This window comes from Bradyrhizobium sp. ma5 (assembly GCF_042258955.1).
Classification (GTDB): domain Bacteria; phylum Pseudomonadota; class Alphaproteobacteria; order Rhizobiales; family Xanthobacteraceae; genus Bradyrhizobium.
The window spans coordinates 7,556,934-7,576,649 of the sequence record NZ_CP170156.1; the positions used below are offsets into that span (position 1 = coordinate 7,556,934).

Genomic DNA, 19,716 nt, shown 5'->3' on the forward strand with positions numbered 1-19,716 from the left:
GCTGCGTTAGTTATCCCGGCGACGGCTCAGTTCGGCCCCGCGCTCAGCACGCCGCCGAACTGCTCCCAGGAGCTCCCCGTCCAGCGCTGCAGCTGAAGCTGCGTATAGGCCATGCTGTTGTCCGGCCCGGTGTTGACTGTGATGCCCGGCATCAGGGTCGGCAGCACAAGTCCCTTGATGTTGCGCGCCTGCTTCACGATGTTCTCGCGCGACAGGTCGTCGCCGCACTGCTTCAGCACCTGTTCCAGAATCTGGCCCTGCTGGGTCCCGAACAGATAGTTGCTGTCGCCGATATCGGCACCCGGAAGATATTTCTCGAAGTGGGCGCGATACCATTTGATGCCGGGATCGTCGGCCCACCTCTTGTCGTTCGGATCCTTCGCGATGGTCGCCACGACGACGCCGACCGCCTTGTCCGCCCCGGCCGGCACGATGGTCGAGGAGACCGAGCTCGACACGTAGTTCACGATGGTGAGCGGCGTCCAGCCGATCTCGCTCGCCTTCTTGATCGCCTGCGCGGCGAATTTCGGCGTGCCGGCGATCAGGAATGCCTGGGCGCCCGACGCCTTCAGCGTCACCACGCGGGATTCGATGGTCGGCTCGGTGACCTCATAGGGAGATGTCACCACCTTCTTGTCGAACTCGCCCTTCAGGGTTTCCTTGAACGCCGCCACGAAGTCACGGCCGAGATCGTCGTTCTGGTAGAGGATTGCGATCTTGGCGTCGGGCGCGGTCTGGGCAATGTATTTGGCGTAGACCTTTCCTTCGGTGTTGTAGCTCGGCAGCCCGGTGGTGGTCAGCGGGAACTCGGCGAAGTTTGCAAACTTGGTCACGCCGCTGACGACGAACAGGTGCGGCACCTTCTTCGCGGTCACGTATTTGATGGTCGCGCCGATTCCGGGCGTGCCCAGCGGGCTGAACAGGAACGCCACCTCGTCGCTCTCGATCAGCTTGCGGGTCTGCTCCACCGCCTTGGGCGGTGAATAGGCATCGTCATAGGTGATGAGGTTGATCTTGCGACCGTTGATGCCGCCGCGATCGTTGATTGAATGCACGTAGGCGATCAGGCCCTTGCCCGTATTGCTGAGCGGGGACGCCGGGCCGCTGAACGGGAATGTCGCCCCGATCCTGATTTCCGATTCCGAGATGCCGGGCGTTTCCGCGCGGACCGCAGTAGCGGCAACGGCCGCAAGCATCGCAATGGACACAGCAAACGTCTTCACCAACATGAATTCCCCCTGAGCTTATGAATTAACCGGCGCTTGCGACCGCCGCACGGCGCCTACCAGGCTTCGCCGAACGGCCTGATCTCGACGTTGAACGACCACGCACTGCGGTCCTGATGGGCGACGTGCCAGACCTCGTCGGCGATCGCTCGCGGCTTGATGAAGAAGTCGTCCGGCCGCTCCGGCCAGCGCTTGCGCGTCCATTCCAGATCGATCACCGCATCGATCACGAGATAGGCGACGTGGACGCCTTGCGGCCCGAGGTCGCGCGCCATCGCCTCGGCCAGAATGCGCTGCGCCGCCTTGGTCGGAGCGAACCCCGCGAAGCCTGCCTTGCCGCGCAAGGCCGAGGTGTTGCCGGTCGCAACGATAGCGCCCTTGCCGGCGCTGATCATCGCCGGAGCAAACCGCCGCGCCAGGTACAACAGGCCCATCGTGTTGACCTGGAAGTTGCGATTGAGAATCTGCGGATCGATCTCGCGGAAGGTGCCGAACGCGCCGCCGACGGCGTTGTGGATCACGACACTGGGATGGCCGAGATCGCGCTCCACGGCCGTCGCCACCGTCTCGACCTGCACAGGATCGGACACATCGCATCGATAGGCCTTCGCGCCCGGCAGTTGCTGCTCGAGCGCGGCGAGGCGCTCCTCGTTCCGGGCGAGAAGCGCGACCCGATAGCCGCCTTCAGCGAACCTCCGGGCGAGCGCCGAACCGGTGCCGGGCCCAACGCCGGATATCAGACAGACGGGTGCGCTCATGCAGTCAATCCTCCGCGTTGCAGCCAACAATTTTCAAGATCAGGCGGCCGCCTTCGACAGCAGCTTCTCGACGTAAGGCTTAAGTTCCGGCCTGAAATGCGCGTGCTCGACCAGCCGAGCGAAGTGCGCGAACATCAGCGGATACGCATCCTGCACCCCGGGATGCAGGATCTTGTCCAGCCCCTGCTTCTGCAGCTGCTCGGTCCGCGCATGCTCGTTCATGAACAGCGCGAGCTCGGCGGCAAGGCAGATGTCGGCAATCGAGATGCCGTTTCCGACCAACGCCTCTCGCCGGGGCGACAGTGCCTGCTCAATCCCCGAGGCATAGATCGCGAACGCGTCCTTCGCCCGCGCGTGAATCGCCGCGTCGACCGTGCCGGCCGACAGCGCGAGCAGATAGATCTGCGTGTCCCGCGCAAACACCAGGCTGACATCGAGAAAGCTGTCGATCCTCGACGCCTCATAGGCGTCACGTCCATAAAGCGGGAACTTCGCCTCACCGAGCCGCGCCACCGCGCGCATGATGCTGTTCGATTCGAAGATCCCGAACTTGCCGTCGGCGCCGAACGCCGCCGGCACATTGCCGAACGGCTGCGCCGCCATGAACGCATCGGTCTTGAACAGCTGCGCGCCGGTCAGGCCGACCCGACCGGTCCGCGCCAGCGACGACAGCGCGGCGCGTTCCTGTTCGGTAAGAGGATGGGCATCGTAGTCCCACAGCCAGTCGCGCAATTCCTTGCCGGAGGCGCCCCTGACCTCGACGTCGACGCCGCAGAACCGCGCCGCAATGGTTGCCTTCCAGACCCGCGGGTTCGGCAGATAGGAGAAGATGCGCAAGGCGGCCATGATGGGCTGCTCCGGGTGCTGTTGCCTCAGGCGGCCAGCTTCAGGATCTTGACGACGTCGCCGGGCTCGCGGATCGGCTGCGGGTTGGCACGGGTGAAGATCGACAGCATGGCGTTCTTGCCGATCAGCTCGAAGCGGTCTTCGCCGACGCCGACATCGGCAAGTCGTCGCGGCAGGCCGAGTTCCGCGATGAAGCCGGCGAATGCCTCGCTGGCGTCACGGCCGGGCGCACCGAGCGCGGCGGCGATCGCTCGCTGGGCCGTTTCCGTCGCGGGACGGTTGTAGCGCAGCACGCTCGGCATCATCACCGCCGTGCAGAAATAGTGCGGAACGTCGCAGGTTCCGCCGAGCACATGGCCGATCGCGTGACTTGCGCCCATCGGCACCCGCGACTGCAGTCCGAAGGCCGACAGCCACGAGCCGAGCTGGCAGTTCAGCCGCGCCGCCTCGTCGTCGGGATTGGCCTTGGTGCGCAGCAGGCCGTCATGCAGATAGCGCAGTCCCTGCTGGCACACCGCATCGACCAGCACGTTGGGGCGGCTGGAGCAGATCGCCTCGATGCCATGATCCATCGCGCGCGTGCCGGAGCCGAGCCAGAGCTTCTCCGGCGTGTATTTGGTGATCGCAGGATCGAGGATGATGCTGCGCGGCATCATCATCGGGTGATTGAATATCTGCTTCAGCTTGCGGCTGGTGTCGGTGACCAGCGCACCGGAATTGTACTCGCCGCCCGAAAGCGTGCTGGGGATCGCGATCATCCGGACTTTTGGCGTGCGGAACGGTCCGAACCGGCGGTCCGGCGTGGTTTCGAAACCGTCGAGCCCCGCGGGTTCGAAGATCTCGTGCTCCATGCACATCAGCACAATCTTCGCCGCATCGACCACCGAGCCGCCGCCGATCGCGACCACGAGGTCCGCCTTGGATTCGCTGGCCTGCCGCGCGATCTGGGTCACCACATCCCGCGTTGTGTGCTGCGGCACGCCGTCGAAGGTCGCGGCATGGCGATCACCGAGCGCTTTGCGGATGTTCTCGATCTCGTCGGTCGTGGTGTTCAGCGTCCGGCTGGCGATCAGATAGACGCGCTTGGCACCCAGCCGCTCGGCCTCCTCACGCAGCGCTTCGGCCGCCGGCTTGCCGTAGATCACGGATTCCATGGTCGGGTACTGATGGCTGCCGATGACGCCCATGCTTTCACTCCCTCGATGTGTCCGTGAGTTCCGCTGCCGGTCAGGCCGACAGCTTGGTGAAGTCCGGCTGACGCCGTTCGGCGAAGGCGGCAAAGGCCTCGCGCGCTTCCGGTGTCGTCAGCCGCTGCTTGAACAACACGCCCTCCTCGGCGATCTGCGCCGCGATCCGCTGCTGCTCGCGCATCAGCTGCTTGGTCATGCTGAGCGAACCGGCCGGCCGCTTGGTCAGCGCGACCGCCGCGTCATGCGCCTTCTTGCGCAGATCGGCCTGCGGCACCACGGCATTGGCGAGGCCGGATGCCACCGCGCCCTGCGCATCCATCGGCTCGCCGAGCGCGAACATCGCATAGGCGCGCGCGTGCCCGATCCGCAACGGCAGCAGCCAGCTCGACGCTGCCTCCGGCACCAGAGCGAGATTGACGAAGGGCGTGATCAGCCGCGCGGTCTCGGCGAGATAAACCAGGTCGCAATGCAGCAGCATGGTGGTGCCGACGCCGACCGCATTGCCCTGCACGGCCGCGACCAGCGGCTTGCCGACCTTGCTGATGGTCTCGATGAAGCGATGCGCGGGGCTATCGACCGCGCTTTCGCCGCGCGCCTGGCTCGCGAAATCAGCCAGGTCGTTGCCCGCGGTAAAGCTGTCGCCGTCACCCTGGAACAGGATCACGCGGACGGATGGATCCGCCTCCGCCTGCTTCAGCGCATTCGACATCGCATCATACATGGCGCCGGTCAGGGCGTTCTTCTTCTCGGGCCGTTGCAAGGTCAGCGTCATGACGCCGGCCGCGACTTCCACTTTGACATGCTCGGTCATGGCACGCTCCCGTCAGGCGACCGCGCGGGCCGCTGTGGTTTCGAACTTGCCGTCGAGGAAGCCGGTCAGCCGCTGCCGGATGATCGCTTCGGCCTCGCTCATGATGCGGTCGATCAGCTCCTTGACCGTCGGGATGTCGTGGATCAAACCGACCACCATGCCGCAGCTCCAGGCGCCGGCATCCATCTCGCCGTCGATCATCACCTTCGGGTAGACGCCGGCGACCTGCTCGTGGATGTCCTCGATCTTCAGCTTGCCGCCCTTCTCGCGCTCGATCTCGAGCAGCTCGTCGACGCCCTTGTTCTTCAGCACCCGCTCGGTGTTGCGCAGCGCCCGCATCACCAGGCGGGTGTCGAGCTCGTCGGCGTCGAGCAGCGCCTGCTTCACGTTGGCATGGACCGGCGCTTCCTTGGTCGCAATGAAGCGCGTACCCATGTTCATGCCGGCAGCGCCCATCGACAGCGCCGCGACGAGGCTGCGCGCATCCGCCATGCCGCCGGAGGCGACGAACGGAATCTTGAGCTCGTCCGCCGCGCGCGGCAGCAGGATCATGTTGGGGATGTCATCCTCGCCGGGATGGCCGCCGCACTCGAAACCGTCGACGCTGACCGCATCGCAGCCGATCTTCTCGGCCTTCAGCGAATGCCGCACCGACGTGCATTTGTGGATCACCTTGATGCCGGCCGCCTTCAGGGCCGGCATGTACTGCTCCGGGCTGCGGCCCGCGGTCTCCACCGCCTTGACGCCGCCCTCGCGGATAGCAGCGATATATTCGGGATAGGGCGGCGCGGTGAAGCTCGGCAGGAAGGTGAGGTTCACGCCGATCGGCTTGTCCGTCATGTCGCGGCAGCGCGCGATCTCCTTGGCCAGCAGCTCCGGCGTCCGCTGAGTCAGGCCGGTGATGATGCCGAGGCCGCCGGCGTTGGACACCGCGGCCGCCATCTCGGCGAAGCCGACATAATGCATGCCGCCCTGGATGATCGGATGCTGGATACCGAACAGTTCAGTGATTGCTGTCTTCACAAGTCTCTCCCGCGTTTCCGATCAGTGGACGATTTCGAACAGCCCAGCCGCGCCCATGCCGCCGCCGATGCACATGGTCACCACGCCGTATTTCGCCTTGCGCCGCCGGCCCTCGATCAGGAGGTGGCCGGTGAGCCGAGCCCCGGTCATGCCATAAGGATGGCCGATCGCGATCGAGCCGCCATTGACGTTCAGCTTGTCCGGATCGATGCCGAGCTTGTCGCGGCAATAGATCACCTGCACCGCGTAGGCCTCGTTGAGCTCCCAGAGATCGATGTCGTCGATCTTGAGGTTATGCCGCTTCAACAGCCGCGGGATCGCCGCGACCGGGCCGACGCCCATCTCATCGGGCTCGACGCCGGCGGCGACAAAGCCACGGAAGATGCCGAGCGGCTTCAGCCCCTTCTGCGCGGCGATCTTGTCGCTCATGATCACGCAGGCCGAGGCGCCGTCGGAGAGCTGGCTGGCATTGCCGGCGCTGATGGTCTTGCCCTCGAACACCGGCTTGATCTTGGCAAGGCCATCCGCCGTGGTATCCGGCCGCGGGCCCTCATCCTTCGTTAGCGTCACCTGCTGGAAGCTGACTTCCTTGGTGTCCTTGTTGACCACGGCCATCTTGGTCGTGAACGGCACGATCTCGTCGTTGAAGCGGCCGCCCTGCAATGCGGCACCGACACGGCGCTGGCACTCCAGGCTGTACTCGTCCTGCTTGTCGCGGCCGATCCCGTAGCGCTCGGCGACGACCTCGGCGGTCTCCAGCATCGACATGTACATCTCGGGCTTCATCGCCATCAGCTCGTCGTCGACGGCGTGGAACCGGTTCATGTGCTCGTTCTGCACCAGGCTGATCGACTCGATGCCGCCGCCGATCGCGATCTCGACGCCGTCGAGCATCACCGAACGGGCGGCGACCGCGATCGCCTGCAGCCCGGAGGCGCATTGCCGGTCGATGGTGGTGCCGGCAACCGTGACCGGAAGGCCGGCGCGGATCGCCCCCTTGCGCGCAACATTCATCACCATTGTGCCCTGCTGCATGGCACAGCCCATCACCACGTCCTCGACCTCGCCGGGCGCAATGCCGGCGCGCTTGACGGCTTCGGCCATCACATGGCCGGCCAAAGTCGGGCCGTCGGTGTTGTTGAGCGCGCCGCGATAGGCCTTGCCGACGCCGGTGCGCGCGGTGGAAACGATGACTGCATCCTGTGACATGCTTGCCTCTCTGGCTTATGCGACCGCGTCGAGCTGCGCGAAGCGCAGCACGTGATAGGCAGGATCGCCGAACTGGATGTTGATGGAGGAAATCCGCTTGAAGTAGTGGCCGACATTGAGCTCGTCGGTCATGCCCATGCCGCCGTGCAGCTGCACCGCCTGATCAGCCACGAACTTGCCGGCATAGCCGATCTTGGACTTGGCGCCCGAAGCCAGCCGGGAGATGCCGGCCTCGTCGTCGCTGAGGCTGAGGCTGAGATGCTGCATCAGGGACAGCGCCTCCTGATGTGCGATGAACATGTCGACCATCCGGTGCTGCAGCACCTGGAAGCTGCCGATCGTGACGCCGAACTGCTTGCGCGTCTTGGAGTAGTCGAGTGTCGCGTCGTTCAGTTCGCCGATCGCGCCGACCGCCTCGGCACAGAGCGCGCCGATCGCCCGGTTGCGGCAGGCTTCCAGCGCGGCGACGCCCTCGCCTTCCCCACCAAGCAGTTCGCCGCGTACGCCGCGCAGGCTGATCTCGGCAGCCCTCCGGCCATCGATGGTCCTGAAGCTTTGCAGGTCGAGATTCGCGGCGCGGCGATCGACCACGAACAGGCTGACGCCGCCGCGATCGTGACGATGGCCCGAGGTGCGGGCGGAGACGATCAGATAATCCGCCCAGGGTGCGGTCATCACCGCCGTCTTCTCGCCGGTGAGGACATAGTCGTTGCCCTCTCGGCGGGCCGCGGTGGTGACCGTGGCAAGATCGAAGCGCGAGCCCCTCTCGGTCCAGGCCAGCGCCCAGAGCTTCGAACCCGCGACGATGTCGGCGATATAGGCCTGCTGCTGCGCGTCGGAACCTGCCTGCTCGAGCAGGCCACCCGCAACGACAACAGTCTCGACGAACGGCTCGACCACGAGATGGCGGCCGAACTCCTGCATGATGATCATGGTCGACAGCGGTCCGCCGCCGAGCCCGCCGGCGGCTTCCGAAAATGGCGCGGCGAGCAGGCCGAGCTCGGCGAACTCGGCCCAATGCTTGCGGCTGAAGCCGTCCTCGCTGGCGACGATCTTGCGGCGCGCATCGAAATCGTACCGGTCGCGCAGCAGCCGCTGCACGCTGGACCGCAACAATTCCTGCTCTTCCGTGAACTGGATATCCATCCGATCCTCTCGTGCCGCTGCTGCTAGAGCGCGATGCGATGCGCTCCAACGCCTTGTTTGAGCATCATGCTCTAGAGACCAAGCACCGCCTTGGCGATGATGTTGCGCTGGATCTCGTTCGATCCGCCGTAGATCGAGAGCTTGCGCGAGTTGAGATACTTCTCCGACGCCGTGTGGCCGTAGTCCGGGCCCGGCATGAAGCGGTTGGCGCTGACCGGATGCTCGCGGATCGCAAGGCCGTCATTGCCGATCGCCCGATGGGTCAGCTCGGTGATATTCTGAAAGATCTCGGTGCCGCGGATCTTGAACAGCGAGGCCGCCGGCCCCGGATCGATGCCGCGCGCCATCTGGGCGACGACCCGAAGCTCGGTCGCCTCCAGCGCCAGCACGTCGAGCTCGACGCGGGCGATGTCCCTGATGAATTCAAGATGCGCCGGATCGTCTTCCGGGATCTCGGCCTTCACGATCTTCTTCAGCCGCGCGATGTAGCGCGTCGAGCGGCCGATGCCGGCCATGCTGGTGCGCTCATTGCCGAGCAGGAATTTCGCGTAAGTCCAGCCCTTGTTCTCCTCGCCGATCAGGTTCTCCGCCGGAACACGGACGTTCTCCAGGAAGACGTCGTTGACCTCGTGCGAGCCGTCGATGGTGATGATCGGGCGCACGGTGACCCCCGGCGACTTCATGTCGATCAACAGGAACGAGATGCCGGATTGCGGCTTCGCGGCCGGATCGGTACGGACCAGGCAGAAGATCCAGTCGGCATGCTGCGCCAGTGTGGTCCAGGTCTTGTGGCCGTTGACGATGTAGTGGTCGCCGTCGCGTACCGCCTTGGTGCGGACGGTGGCAAGATCGGAGCCGGAGCCCGGCTCCGAATAGCCCTGGCACCACCAATCCTCGCCGGACAGGATGCGCGGCAAGAACTTCGCCTTCTGCGCCGCGTTGCCGAACGTGTAGATGACGGGGCCTACCATGGTGACGCTGAACGCCAGCGGCGGCATGGTGCCGGCGCGCGTCGTCTCCTGCTCGAAGATGAAGCGGCGGGTGATCGACCAGCCCGGTCCGCCATACTCTTTGGGCCAGAGCGGGGCGATCCAGCCCTTCTCGTGCAGGATGCGATGCCACAGCAGCATCTGTTCCTTGGAGAGATCGGTCTCCGGATTGGGGACGCGCATCTCCGCCGGATAATTGTCCTTGATGAAGGCGCGGACTTCGTCGCGAAACGCCGCGTCTTCAGGAGATAGCGCGAGCTCCATCTGTAACGCTCCCTACCACTTCTCGCCGAAGGGGCGGATTTCCAGCTCGAAGGTCCAGGCGCTTTTCGGCTGCTGGTAGAGCTGCCAGTAGGACGTGGCGACCGAAGCGGGCGGCATCAACAGATCGGGATCGTCGAGCGCGTTCGGGCCAAGCGCCTCGATGCGGCGCTGCCGCACCCATTCGGTGTCGACGCCGGAATCGATGATCAGATGCGCGACGTGAATGTTCTTGGGCCCCAGCTCGCGCGCCATCGCCTGCGCCACGGCGCGCAGGCCGAACTTGGCGCTGGCAAACGCAGCATAACCGCTGCCGCCGCGCAGCGATGCGGTGGCGCCGGTGAAGAAGATGTTGCCCTCGCCGCGCGCCGTCATCAGCCGCGCCGCCTCCCGTCCGGCCAGGAAGCCGGAGTAGCAGGCCATCTCCCAGACCTTGCGGAACACGCGCTCGGTGGTCTCCAGGATCGGAAAATTGACGTTGGCGCCGATGTTGAAGATGCAGACCTCCAGCGGCGCATGCTTGTCGGCGTCGTTGAGGAATGCGGTAATTTCCTCCTCCTTGCGCGCGTCGAGCGAGCGCGCGTGAATCTCGCCGCCGGCGGCCTCGATCTCCTTGACCAGCGGCGCGAGCTTGTCGCCGTTGCGGCGGCCGGCGAAGACGGTGAAGCCTTCGGAAGCGAACTTCTTGGCGATCTCGCCGCCGATGAAATCACCGGCACCAATGACGGCCACCGTCTTGTTTCTCTTCTGCATGGTGTACTCCGGTTGTATTTGAGTGAACTGGCTTGCGGCGTCGGCTCAGCTTCAGCTGCGCAGCGACTCCGCCAGCTTGTGCTTCAGCAGCTTGCCCGTCGATGTCGCGGGCAGCGCGTCCATCAGGATAATCTCCGACGGGCGCTTGTACGAGGTGAGTTGCGGGGCAATATGGGCCATCAGGTCCTGCACGGTGGCGGTCGAGCCCTTGATCAGCTGCACAAAGGCAATGACCTCCTCATTGCCCTCGACCGGCCGGCCGACCACGGCGCACTGCACAACGGCATCATGCGTGCTCAGCACCGCCTCGATCTCGGCAGGATAGACGTTGAACCCGGAGCGGATGATCATCTCCTTGGTGCGCCCGACGATGTAGAGGACGTCATTCTCGAAGCGAGCCAGATCGCCGGTGTTGAACCAGCCGTCGGGATCGATCGCCTTCGCGGTCAGATCGGGCGCGCGGTAGTAGCCGCGCATCACGTTGGGGCCGCGGACATGGAGTTCGCCGACCTCGCCTGATGCAACCGGCGTCAGGTCGCGACTGACCAGCTTTGCCTCGAGACCAGGCATCACGGTGCCGACCGCGTGGTCGGCTCGCGGGTTATCGGGCCGGACACCGGAGATGCCGGGCGAGCATTCGGTGATGCCGTAGCCATTGAGCAGCGGCAGCCCGAGCTCCTGCTCGACCCGGGATTTAAGCTCGAGGTCGAGCGGCGCACCGGCCACCGAGATCACGCGCAACCGGCCGCGATCGAGCTTCGGCAGGCCGGCGTTGCGCCGGTATTCGAGTAGGCGCTGATAGGTCGCGGGGACGCCGTTCAGGATGGTGATGCCCTCTTCGGCCATCGCCTTGACTAACGCGGCTGGATCGTACTTGGCGACCAGCCGCACGGTGGCGCCGACCATCAAGGTCATCGTCAGCAGCGAGATGCCGACGATATGCGAGATCGGCAGCACGCAGTATTGCACGTCATCGGCCGCCATCTTGCGGAAGCCCGCAGTGCCGCGGGCGCTGAACAGCAGATTGCGATGGGTCAACATCACGCCCTTCGGCGTGCCCGTGGTGCCGGACGTGTAGATCAGGACCGCGACCTGGTTGGCGCCGTCGGCCTCGACCGGTTCGGCCGTAGTCGCCAGATTCAGGCCGGTGACGGCAACGCCACGGAGCGAGCCGACATCCTGCACGATGGCCTCATAGCGCGCGGCATGGGCGGCTGCCTCCTGCGACACGTCGGCGGTGAGCAGCACGCGGCGGGCGCCGCTGTGATCCCTGATCTGATCCAGCTCACGCGGCGACAGCCGCGGATTGACCACGATTGACCAGACATCGAGCCGGCTCGCCGCTAGCAGCAGGCAGGCAAGCGGAATCGAATTCTCGCTCACGATCATCAAGCGGTCGCCGGCGCGGATGCCCAGCGCCTGCAATGCCTCGGCGACACGGCCGACTGTTCGATCGAGTTCGCGATAGGTCAGCTGCCCCTTGTCGTCGATCAGCGCCGGATGATCCGGCGTCGCCGCGACGTGATGATCGATCACCTCGTGGATGCGGTTCGGCAAGCCTTCCACACTTCCTTCGATAATCCGGATCGGCGCCTGCACTGAAACCTCCCTGTCGCTGCCCTTCGGGCTTGTTGTGTTGAGGAATTTTCCGCTCAGGCGGTCTTGCGCTGCCCGGCAGCGAGCTGTGCGACGATCTCTTCCTCGACCTCGCGCACCTTGTCCTTGCCGAAGAAGATTTCGTTGCCGACATAGAAAGTCGGCGAGCCGAACGAGCCCCGCGCGACCGCGTCGCTGGTGTTGTCGATCAGCTTCTTCTTGACGTCATCCTGCTGGGCGCGGGCGATCAGACGATCGATGTCGATACCCGAGGACAGGAATGCCTCGCGAAACACCTGCGGGTCATCCATCTTCTTGGGCTCGGCCCACATGTGGTTGTAGGCCGCGCGAAAATAAGGCTCGAACACACCTTCGAACTGTGCGGCCACCGCGCCCCGCATCAAGGCCAGCGTGTTCACCGGGAAGAACGGGTTCATGGTGAACTTCGTGACGTTGTGGCGGCGCAGGAAACGCTCGGTCTCGAGCGCGTTGTATTCGGGCTTGTTCTTGATCCCGCGCAGCGACTCGCCGGGCGACATATTGCCGGTCGCCTTGTAGACGCCGCCGAGCAGCACCGGAATGTAGTCGAACTTGACGCCGGTGCGCTTCTCGATCCCGGGCAGCGCGAGTTCGGCCAGATAGGCGTTGGGGCTTCCGAAATCGAAATGGAATTCGACCTTGAGCGGAGCAGCCATGGAACGCCCTTCCTTTCGATGGGCGGCCATCGTCTGCCACCGGTTGATCGTAGCCCGGACCATAAGTTCTATTTTAGAACTGTCAATATGATATTTGTCATCCAATGGCTGAGCGGCAGCCATTGCGTCGGCATCCTATTGAAATGACGTAAGTTCTGTTTTAGAATTTTACGTGCGATGCCGTCGCAGATCGCAGGAGACGCCGATGAAATGGGATACCCTCGAGGAGGAGCCGTGCTCGCTGGCCCGCACCGTCGCTGTGATTGGCGACCGCTGGAGCCTGTTGATCCTGCGCGAATGCTTCCTGCGCATCCGCCGGTTCGATGACTTCCAGGCATCGCTCGGAATCACCCGGCATCTGCTCGCCGACCGGCTGAAGAAGCTGGTGCGGTTCGGCGTGCTGCGCAAGATCCCTTATCAGGAGGCGCCGAAGCGCTACGAATACATCCTGACGCAGAAGGGCCTCGATCTCTATCCGATCATCATGTCGATCGTGCACTGGGGCAACATCCACATGGTCGATGCGCGCGGCCGGCCGTTGCTGCACGAACACAAAACCTGCGGGAAGATGTTCGATCCTGTCATGGTTTGCTCGGAATGCGGCGAGCCGCTGAGCGCGAAGGCGGTCCATGTGCATCCAGGCCCCGGTGCCCGGAAATCGTCGCCGGTGCACGCCAGCGCGCGGGAGCGGGCCAAGCGCGCCGCGGAATCGACCTAGATATCAGCTCGCTTCAGTGCGACGGCGCGGCCATCAGCGCGACATTGCCGCCGAGCAAACAGCCGACAGCGCGGCCGCCGGCAAAGCCGATGCGGACGCGGATCTCCGACAGACGCCCCATCGCCCTGCCCTGCAGGATTCGGATCTCGTCGTCGTTCGGCGCGACCAGGCCGGCATCGAGCAGGCCGAACGCCAGCGCCGCGGCCGCGATGCCGGTTGCGGCATCCTCGCGATAACCGGACGAGCGCGGGAATTGCCGCGCCTCGAACAGGCGCGCCTCGCGGTCGATCACCGCGAAGGGATAAAGCCCGGTCGATCCGATCCGGCCGCAGACCGCTTCGACGGCATCAGTCGCGGGATCAAGCGCATTCAGCGCCTCCGGCGAGCGCATCGGGATCAGGGTCTTGATCCGCGATGTGACCGCATTGCAGGGCGCAGCCCCGCCGATCGCATCCGGCCCGACCGCGAGCGCGCGGAGCACATCATCGCGTTGCGCATCGGTGAGCGGAACGGTCTTCCCGGCCGGCTGGGTGATCTCGACGTTCGGCTCGCCGTTGCGATCCCGGCTGATGAAGCCGGTGACGGGGCCGCTGCGCGTCGAGATCCGGACCGTATCGCCCGGCAGCTTGCCATGGCGCGCCAGCAGCCAGAGCGCGCCGATGGTGGCGTGGCCGCACATCTCCATTTCGTGGTTCGGAACGAAGAAGCGGAACGTGGCGTCGAAATCGTCGCTCTGCGCCGGCAATACGAATCCGGACTCGTGACCATGGCGGCGGGCAACGTCCTGCATCTCGGACGCGCTCATGCCGCTTGCATCGACCACGATCGGACAGGGATTGCCGCCCTGCCCATCGACCGTGAACACGCTGACCATCTCGGCTGTCGTCATGATGTCGCCCGCTCGTCTCGCGTTGCTATTTGACCTGCGTCGCACCGGTTTCCGGATGCTGCAACCACCCGAGCAACGCCGCGTGGAAGCGCGCCGGCGCCTGGATCTGCGGCGAATGGCCGAGGTCGGGGAATTCGATCAGCTGCGCATGCGGAATCCGCTTCGCGGCCTCCTTGCCGAGCACCGGATAATTGCCGAGGGTCTTGCGGATCTCCGGCGGCGCGGTGTCCTTGGCGATCGCGGTGGTGTCCTTGTCGCCGACGAACAGCAGGGTCGGCGGCTTGATCTGCTCGAACTCGTAGAACACCGGCTGGGTCGCGATCATGTCGTAGAGTCGCGCCGAGCTCGACGCCACAGCGGCGCGGCCCTCCCCGCGATACATGCCGGCCAGCATCTGCACCCAGGTCTCGTAGGACGGATCCCAGGTGTCGGCATAGTAAGTCGCGCGTTCATAGGCGCGGATGCTGTCCGCGCTGACGCGCGTCTCGCGCTGCATCCAGCCGTCGAGGCTGAGCCACGGCACGCCCTTGGCCTTCCAGTCCTCGAGCCCGATCGGATCGACCAGCACCAGTCGGTCGGTGGCCTCCGGATACATCAGCGCGTAACGCATCGCCAGCATCCCGCCGGTCGAGTGGCCGACCATGATCGCGTGTTCGATTCCAAGCGAAGCCAGCAGCGCGCGGCTGTTGCCGGCGAGCTGCTGGAAGGTGAATTGATAGCGCTCCGGCTTGCTGGATTTGCAGAAGCCGATCTGGTCGATCGCGATCACGCGATAGCCGGCGCCGCTGAGCGCCTTGATGGTGCCGTCCCAGGTGGCGGCGCAGAAGTTCTTGCCGTGCAGCAGCACCGCGGTCTGCCCGTTCGGCGTCGCCGGCTTGACGTCGAGATAGGCCATGTCGAGCTCCTGGCCCTGCGAGCTGAAGCGGTAGTGCTCGACGGGATAGGGATAGTCAAAACCCTGCAATTCCGGCCCATAGGCCGGTTCGGCGGCGGATTGCGCCCATGCGCTGGACGAACCGAGCGCGACGGTCGCAGTGACGGCAAGATGAAACAGGGTTTTCAGGTGCATCTCGGCAAAATCCAGAACTCAGGGACGACGTCGTGATGCCGTAGCCGAACGGTCGGGCGCCATCCAGCGCCCGGCGATGATTTGTTCGTGATCCGGCGGTGAAATTACGCCGGATCGAACGCACGGATCGGCGGCAGATTGCCGTTGAACCGCTCCACCTCGACGGTCGTGAGCTGGCCGGTGCAGCCCTGCGCGAAGGATGACGTGCCGATGTCACGGGTCAGCACGTTCGGATTGCCGTGCACGCAGAGCGGCGCCTCCTCCTCGGGATCCATCGGGTCGTACCAGGCGCCGGTCGGCAGCTGCACCACGCCGGGCGCGATGCCGTCGGTGACATGCACCGCGGCGAGACAGGCGCCGCGCGCATTGAAGATGCGGATGATGTCACCGTCGGCGATACCGCGCGCTTTCGCATCGCGCGGGTTCATGCGCGCGACCTCGCGGCCGCGATGCTTGGCATCCAGTGAGTGGCCGCCGAAGTCGAGCTGGCTGTGCAGGCGGGTCACCGGCTGGTTGGCGACGAGGAAGCACGGCGTATCCGGCTTTGGCGTATCGGTCTTCTCGAGCCAGACCGGATGGCCCGGGCAGTCCGCATCGCCGTGATCCGCAATCTTCTGCGAGAAGATCTCGATGCGGCCGCTTCGTGTCGGCAACGGCCGCGCGACCGGGTCCTCGCGAAAACGGCGCAGCGAGCCGCCGTCGTCGAGATGCTGCGGCACGACCAGGCTGCCGCGTTCCCAGAATTCCTCGAAACTCGGCGCCTCGAGCCCGCGCGCGGCGAGCGCCTTGCGGGTCGGCTCGTAGAGATGCGCCAGCCACTCTCGCGACGTCCGCCCTTCGGTGAAGGGCTCGCGGGCGCCTAGCCGCTCGGCGAGATCGGCGAAGATGTCGTAGTCGTCGCGGGCGAGGCCGAACGGCTCGGCGATCCGGTGCATCGCGACCATCAAGGGATCGTTGCTGGAATAGCCGATGTCCTCGCGCTCCAGCGTCATGGTCGCGGGCAGCACGATGTCGGCATGGCGCGCGGTGGCGGTCCATGCGAGCTCGTGCACGACAAGCGTGTCGAGCTGCGCAAACGCCTTACGCAGGCGGTTGAGGTCCTGGTGGTGGTGGAATGGATTGCCGCCGGCCCAATAGACGAGGCGGATATCCGGATAGGTCCGCGTCTCGCCATTGTAGCGATAGGTGGTGCCGGGATTGAGCAGCATGTCGGCGATGCGCGCCACCGGAATGAAGTCGGCGACGCCGTTGCGTCCCTGCCCGAGCGTCGGTCCGGGCACGGCATTGACACGACGGCCGTAGTAACCGATCGCGCCGAGCGAATAGGCGTAGCCGCCGCCGGGCAGGCCGATCTGGCCGAGCGCCGCCGCCAGGACCATGCCCATCCACACCGGCTGTTCGCCATGTTCGGCGCGCTGCAACGAGTGCGACACGGTGATCAGCGCGCGCCGCCCGGCAAGCCGCCGCGACAGCGTCCTGATCGCCTCAGCATCGATGCCGCAGATCGCGGCGGCCCATTCGGCGCTCTTGGGCACGCCGTCGGCCTCGCCCATGAGATAGCGCAGGAACACCGGCCAGCCCTCGGTGTAGCGATCGAGGAACGCCTGGTCGTGCAGGCCCTCGCTGACCAGGGTGTGCACGATGCCGAGCATCAGCGCGGTGTCGGTGCCGGGCAATGCGGTCAGCCATTCGGCGCCGGCCTCGACCGGCAGATCGTCGCGCAGCGGGCTGACCAGGATGAATTGGCAGCCGCGCCGCTGCGCCGCCTCCATCGCGCCGCGCTCGACATGCTTGCTGATCGAGCCGCCAGCCACCATCGAGTTCTTCAGCGCCATGCCGCCGAACGCCAGCACGATGTCGGTTTCGGCCGCGATCTGCTCCCAGGTGACGTTGCGCTTGGTGATGTCCTCGTAGCCGGCCAGGATCTGCGGCAGCAGCACCGAGGACGCGCCCGAGGAATAGGTGTTCACCGAACGGACATAGCCGCCGAGTGCGACGTTGAGAAAGCGGTGCACCTGGCTCTGCGCGTGGTGGAAGCGGCCCGCGCTCGACCAGCCATAGGAGCCGCCGAACACCGCGCCCGGGCCGATCGTGTCGCGGATGCGCGCGAGCTCGCCGCCGAGCAGCTCGAGCGCCTGCTCCCAGCTGACCGAGACGAACTCATCGCGGCCACGGCGATCGTCCGGACCGGGCCCGCGCTCGAGCCAGCCGCGGCGGATCGCAGGCTGGGCGATGCGCGCCTGGTGGCGCAGCGCGCCGGGGAAGTTGTTGATGATGCCGTTCGGATCGGGATCGCCGCCATAGGGCCGGACCTCGAGACCCTCCTTGCCGAGCCGCGCCGAGAACACGCCCCAATGCGAGGTGTGCGGCTTGAAACCATCGGACAGATCGAGGTCGGGATCGGGGTAGCCAATGGTCTCAGACATTCAGCGGCGTCCTTCGCAGCGGGGATCGAGCCCGGTCACAAATCTGTCGCCAGTATAACGATCCGCGCTGCGATGTCGCCCGGTTCAGGGCTGCAGAAAGCGCAGGCGACCACGCGCGGCGTGACGCCCCGCGCCCAATCCGGCCTGCGCGATCAAATCCGCCGATCCGCCGCTCAATCGCCGCCTTCGTCAGCCGATCCGCTCCCAGGTCCCGCCTCCCTGGGCGTCGACAATTCCCTGGAGATCAGTGCCGACCTCGAAGCGTCCAGCCTGCTGGTTGTCGTCATCGGAAAAACTGAGGAATACGGGACCGTTCGGTCCGATCGCCGCCACGATCGAGCCGATTCCGACCAGGTTCCCGCCCTTCAGGCGGCCGGCATCAAAATCGCCATTGAAGACGGCGCCGGAAAGACTGGTTCGAACGGCGGGCGTGACGAAGAAGCGTCCTTTCCACTTGCTGCCGTCCTCGAGCGTCATGTCGACGACCATCGTCCCCGGCCCCAACGATTCGAAATTCGCACGTCCTTCCTTCACTTGCATGGCAATCCTCCATTGATGAAATTGACTGGATCTTCCGGACGACGCGTAAAGGCGCGCCGCGGACAGCGATCTTAGTCGGCAACCTCCGCGCTGACTACCCGTGGGCGAATTCGATGAAAATACAACCGATGCGGAACGGCGTGCGCGGCGCGTCACCTGTGATGTCACACACAGTCGTGTCGCTGCGCGGCGATGCCGGCGGATTCAGGGTCGCCGGACATGCAGGCCATGCGTGCGGGACCTGCGACAATGTGGATCGCACGCCAGCCAAAATATCGAAAACAACCCCATGCACAGTAAGTGGCCGGCTGCCGGCGCTCGACAAGGCAACTAGACTCATCGGGCAACTCAGGGGTACATTTCCAATATTCCGAAATCGTGCAAGCGCCCCCCCTCGCCGCAACAGCGGCGTGATGATTGCGCTTGCGACCCAAACCCCTCCCCATCATCGACATCGCACCAGCTGCCGCAGCGAGCGATCGCCTGCGCGCGCCGCGCGTGTTCCGGAGACCATCGACATGACACCTGTGCTTGAAACCACCGCGCCGACGATGCCCGTCGCAACCGCCCAGAGCCACGCCACCGCGACCCCGCGGATAAAACTCTCGCGGCGCGGATTCGCGATCGACCATCCCGACCGGAAGCTCGGCGAAGCGCTGATGGCGAACGCGCTGGGCGCCGCCGATCGCGATGCGATGGACGGCATCCTGCGGCAATTGGTCAAGGCCAGCGTGAGCGGCGGCAAGCCCTGCGAAGTCAACCTCGCCTTCATGATCTCGATGGTGAAGAGCATTGGCCCACGGGATTCCGTCGAGGCCATGCTGGTGGCGCAGATGGTGTCGGTGCATGTGATGGCGATGCGCTGCGCCCATCACCTTGCGCATGCCGACGATTTCGCCCAGCACGACAGCGCGGCGCGCGCGCTCGGCCGGCTCACCCGCACCTTCCCCGCCCAGATCGACGCGCTGGATCGTTATCGCAGCCAGCGCGAGCCCGCCATCACCGTGCAGAATGTGAAGGTGGAGGACGGCGGCAACGCCATCGTCGGCAATGTCACCCAGCATGCGAGCGTGATCGTCTCCGACCAGACCCCGGCGGCGGCGGCGCGGGCCATGAGGCCCGCGGGCGCCAGGCGGCACGATGCCGCCGATGCCGGGCAAAACGCGCAGGCATGAACGATCACATCAGAACCACCGGGGCGATACGGGCGAGCCCGCGCTGCGGCGCCAGGACCCGCACCGGCGGCGCGTGCCGGGCGCCGGCGGTGCACGGCAAGACGCGCTGCCGCATGCACGGCGGCGCCAAGGGATCCGGCGCGCCACGGGCAAACCGGAACGCGCGCAAGCACGGCCGGTTCACCAGGGATGCGATCGAAGAGCGGAGGGAGATACGGGCGTTGCTGGGAGACGTGCGGAAGGTGTTGGAGGGGATGAAGTGATTGACGGATCGCGCCCGAATGGCCTCTCACTTGCGCGCATAAGCCCGTCTGCACGATCGAGAATTCGATTCTTCGGCTAATTCAAGACTGCGCCTTAATAAGCTTAGATGTCTCTGCCAGCCAGCACGAGATT

The 19,716-nt window shown here is 65.4% G+C and carries 19 protein-coding genes; 3 read left to right on the forward strand and 16 right to left on the reverse strand.

The annotated features are described in order from the left end of the window. Positions 1-26: 26 nt before the first annotated feature. From ACE103_RS35570 to ACE103_RS35625, 12 genes are all read right to left on the reverse strand, one after another. Positions 27-1,229 (reverse strand): ABC transporter substrate-binding protein, encoded by a 1,203-nt coding sequence (locus tag ACE103_RS35570; RefSeq protein ID WP_375776821.1) that lies wholly within the window; start codon positions 1,227-1,229, stop codon positions 27-29. A gap of 53 nt (positions 1,230-1,282) precedes the next feature. Continuing rightward, positions 1,283-1,984: an SDR family NAD(P)-dependent oxidoreductase gene (locus ACE103_RS35575; protein WP_375776822.1), complete on the reverse strand. Its 702-nt coding sequence runs from the start codon at positions 1,982-1,984 to the stop codon at positions 1,283-1,285. A 39-nt stretch (positions 1,985-2,023) separates the two neighbouring features. Then, positions 2,024-2,830, reverse strand: a complete 807-nt coding sequence (locus ACE103_RS35580; protein WP_375776823.1) for a glutathione S-transferase — start codon at positions 2,828-2,830, stop codon at positions 2,024-2,026. A 26-nt stretch (positions 2,831-2,856) separates the two neighbouring features. Next, positions 2,857-4,017 carry an iron-containing alcohol dehydrogenase gene (locus ACE103_RS35585; RefSeq protein ID WP_375776824.1) on the reverse strand — a complete coding sequence of 387 codons (1,161 nt, stop codon included), beginning with the start codon at positions 4,015-4,017 and terminating at the stop codon, positions 2,857-2,859. 40 nt (positions 4,018-4,057) lie between these two features. Further along, positions 4,058-4,831 (reverse strand): enoyl-CoA hydratase-related protein, encoded by a 774-nt coding sequence (locus tag ACE103_RS35590; RefSeq protein ID WP_375776825.1) that lies wholly within the window; start codon positions 4,829-4,831, stop codon positions 4,058-4,060. A gap of 12 nt (positions 4,832-4,843) precedes the next feature. After that, entirely contained in the window at positions 4,844-5,854 is a 1,011-nt protein-coding gene (locus ACE103_RS35595) for an NAD(P)H-dependent flavin oxidoreductase (RefSeq protein ID WP_375776826.1), read from the reverse strand. Between the two features lie 21 nt (positions 5,855-5,875). Beyond that, positions 5,876-7,063 carry an acetyl-CoA C-acyltransferase gene (locus ACE103_RS35600; protein WP_375776827.1) on the reverse strand — a complete coding sequence of 396 codons (1,188 nt, stop codon included), beginning with the start codon at positions 7,061-7,063 and terminating at the stop codon, positions 5,876-5,878. A gap of 15 nt (positions 7,064-7,078) precedes the next feature. After that, positions 7,079-8,209: an acyl-CoA dehydrogenase family protein gene (locus ACE103_RS35605; protein ID WP_375776828.1), complete on the reverse strand. Its 1,131-nt coding sequence runs from the start codon at positions 8,207-8,209 to the stop codon at positions 7,079-7,081. Between the two features lie 71 nt (positions 8,210-8,280). Further along, complete coding sequence (locus ACE103_RS35610) at positions 8,281-9,462, reverse strand: acyl-CoA dehydrogenase family protein (protein ID WP_212313059.1); 1,182 nt, start codon at positions 9,460-9,462, stop codon at positions 8,281-8,283. 12 nt (positions 9,463-9,474) lie between these two features. Continuing rightward, entirely contained in the window at positions 9,475-10,212 is a 738-nt protein-coding gene (locus ACE103_RS35615; protein WP_375776829.1) for an SDR family oxidoreductase, read from the reverse strand. A 51-nt stretch (positions 10,213-10,263) separates the two neighbouring features. Then, positions 10,264-11,811, reverse strand: coding sequence for a class I adenylate-forming enzyme family protein (locus ACE103_RS35620; protein WP_375776830.1), 1,548 nt, complete (start codon positions 11,809-11,811; stop codon positions 10,264-10,266). A 53-nt stretch (positions 11,812-11,864) separates the two neighbouring features. Beyond that, positions 11,865-12,503 carry a 2-hydroxychromene-2-carboxylate isomerase gene (locus ACE103_RS35625; RefSeq protein WP_375776831.1) on the reverse strand — a complete coding sequence of 213 codons (639 nt, stop codon included), beginning with the start codon at positions 12,501-12,503 and terminating at the stop codon, positions 11,865-11,867. A 205-nt stretch (positions 12,504-12,708) separates the two neighbouring features. On the opposite strand from ACE103_RS35625, the gene ACE103_RS35630 reads away from it, so the two are divergent. Next, a complete protein-coding gene (locus ACE103_RS35630) occupies positions 12,709-13,221 on the forward strand; it encodes a helix-turn-helix domain-containing protein (RefSeq protein ID WP_092126007.1) in 513 nt (170 codons plus the stop codon). A gap of 13 nt (positions 13,222-13,234) precedes the next feature. On the opposite strand, the gene ACE103_RS35635 is transcribed toward ACE103_RS35630, so the two are convergent. From ACE103_RS35635 to ACE103_RS35650, 4 genes are all read right to left on the reverse strand, one after another. Continuing rightward, positions 13,235-14,110, reverse strand: a complete 876-nt coding sequence (locus ACE103_RS35635) for a PhzF family phenazine biosynthesis protein (protein ID WP_375776832.1) — start codon at positions 14,108-14,110, stop codon at positions 13,235-13,237. A 25-nt stretch (positions 14,111-14,135) separates the two neighbouring features. Continuing rightward, on the reverse strand, positions 14,136-15,179 hold the full coding sequence (locus tag ACE103_RS35640; protein WP_375776833.1) for an alpha/beta fold hydrolase: 1,044 nt from the start codon (positions 15,177-15,179) through the stop codon (positions 14,136-14,138). 104 nt (positions 15,180-15,283) lie between these two features. Further along, on the reverse strand, positions 15,284-17,605 hold the full coding sequence (locus ACE103_RS35645) for a molybdopterin guanine dinucleotide-containing S/N-oxide reductase (RefSeq protein ID WP_375776834.1): 2,322 nt from the start codon (positions 17,603-17,605) through the stop codon (positions 15,284-15,286). 189 nt (positions 17,606-17,794) lie between these two features. After that, positions 17,795-18,145 carry a hypothetical protein gene (locus tag ACE103_RS35650; RefSeq protein WP_375776835.1) on the reverse strand — a complete coding sequence of 117 codons (351 nt, stop codon included), beginning with the start codon at positions 18,143-18,145 and terminating at the stop codon, positions 17,795-17,797. Positions 18,146-18,258: 113 nt separating this feature from the next. On the opposite strand from ACE103_RS35650, the gene ACE103_RS35655 reads away from it, so the two are divergent. Both ACE103_RS35655 and ACE103_RS35660 read left to right on the forward strand, forming a co-directional pair. After that, positions 18,259-19,320 carry a hypothetical protein gene (locus ACE103_RS35655; RefSeq protein ID WP_375776836.1) on the forward strand — a complete coding sequence of 354 codons (1,062 nt, stop codon included), beginning with the start codon at positions 18,259-18,261 and terminating at the stop codon, positions 19,318-19,320. Then, the gene (locus tag ACE103_RS35660; protein ID WP_375776837.1) at positions 19,317-19,583 is read left to right on the forward strand and encodes an HGGxSTG domain-containing protein; all 267 of its coding nucleotides are present in this window, start codon (positions 19,317-19,319) and stop codon (positions 19,581-19,583) included. Before ACE103_RS35655 ends, ACE103_RS35660 begins: the two co-directional genes overlap by 4 nt. Positions 19,584-19,716: the final 133 nt, after the last annotated feature.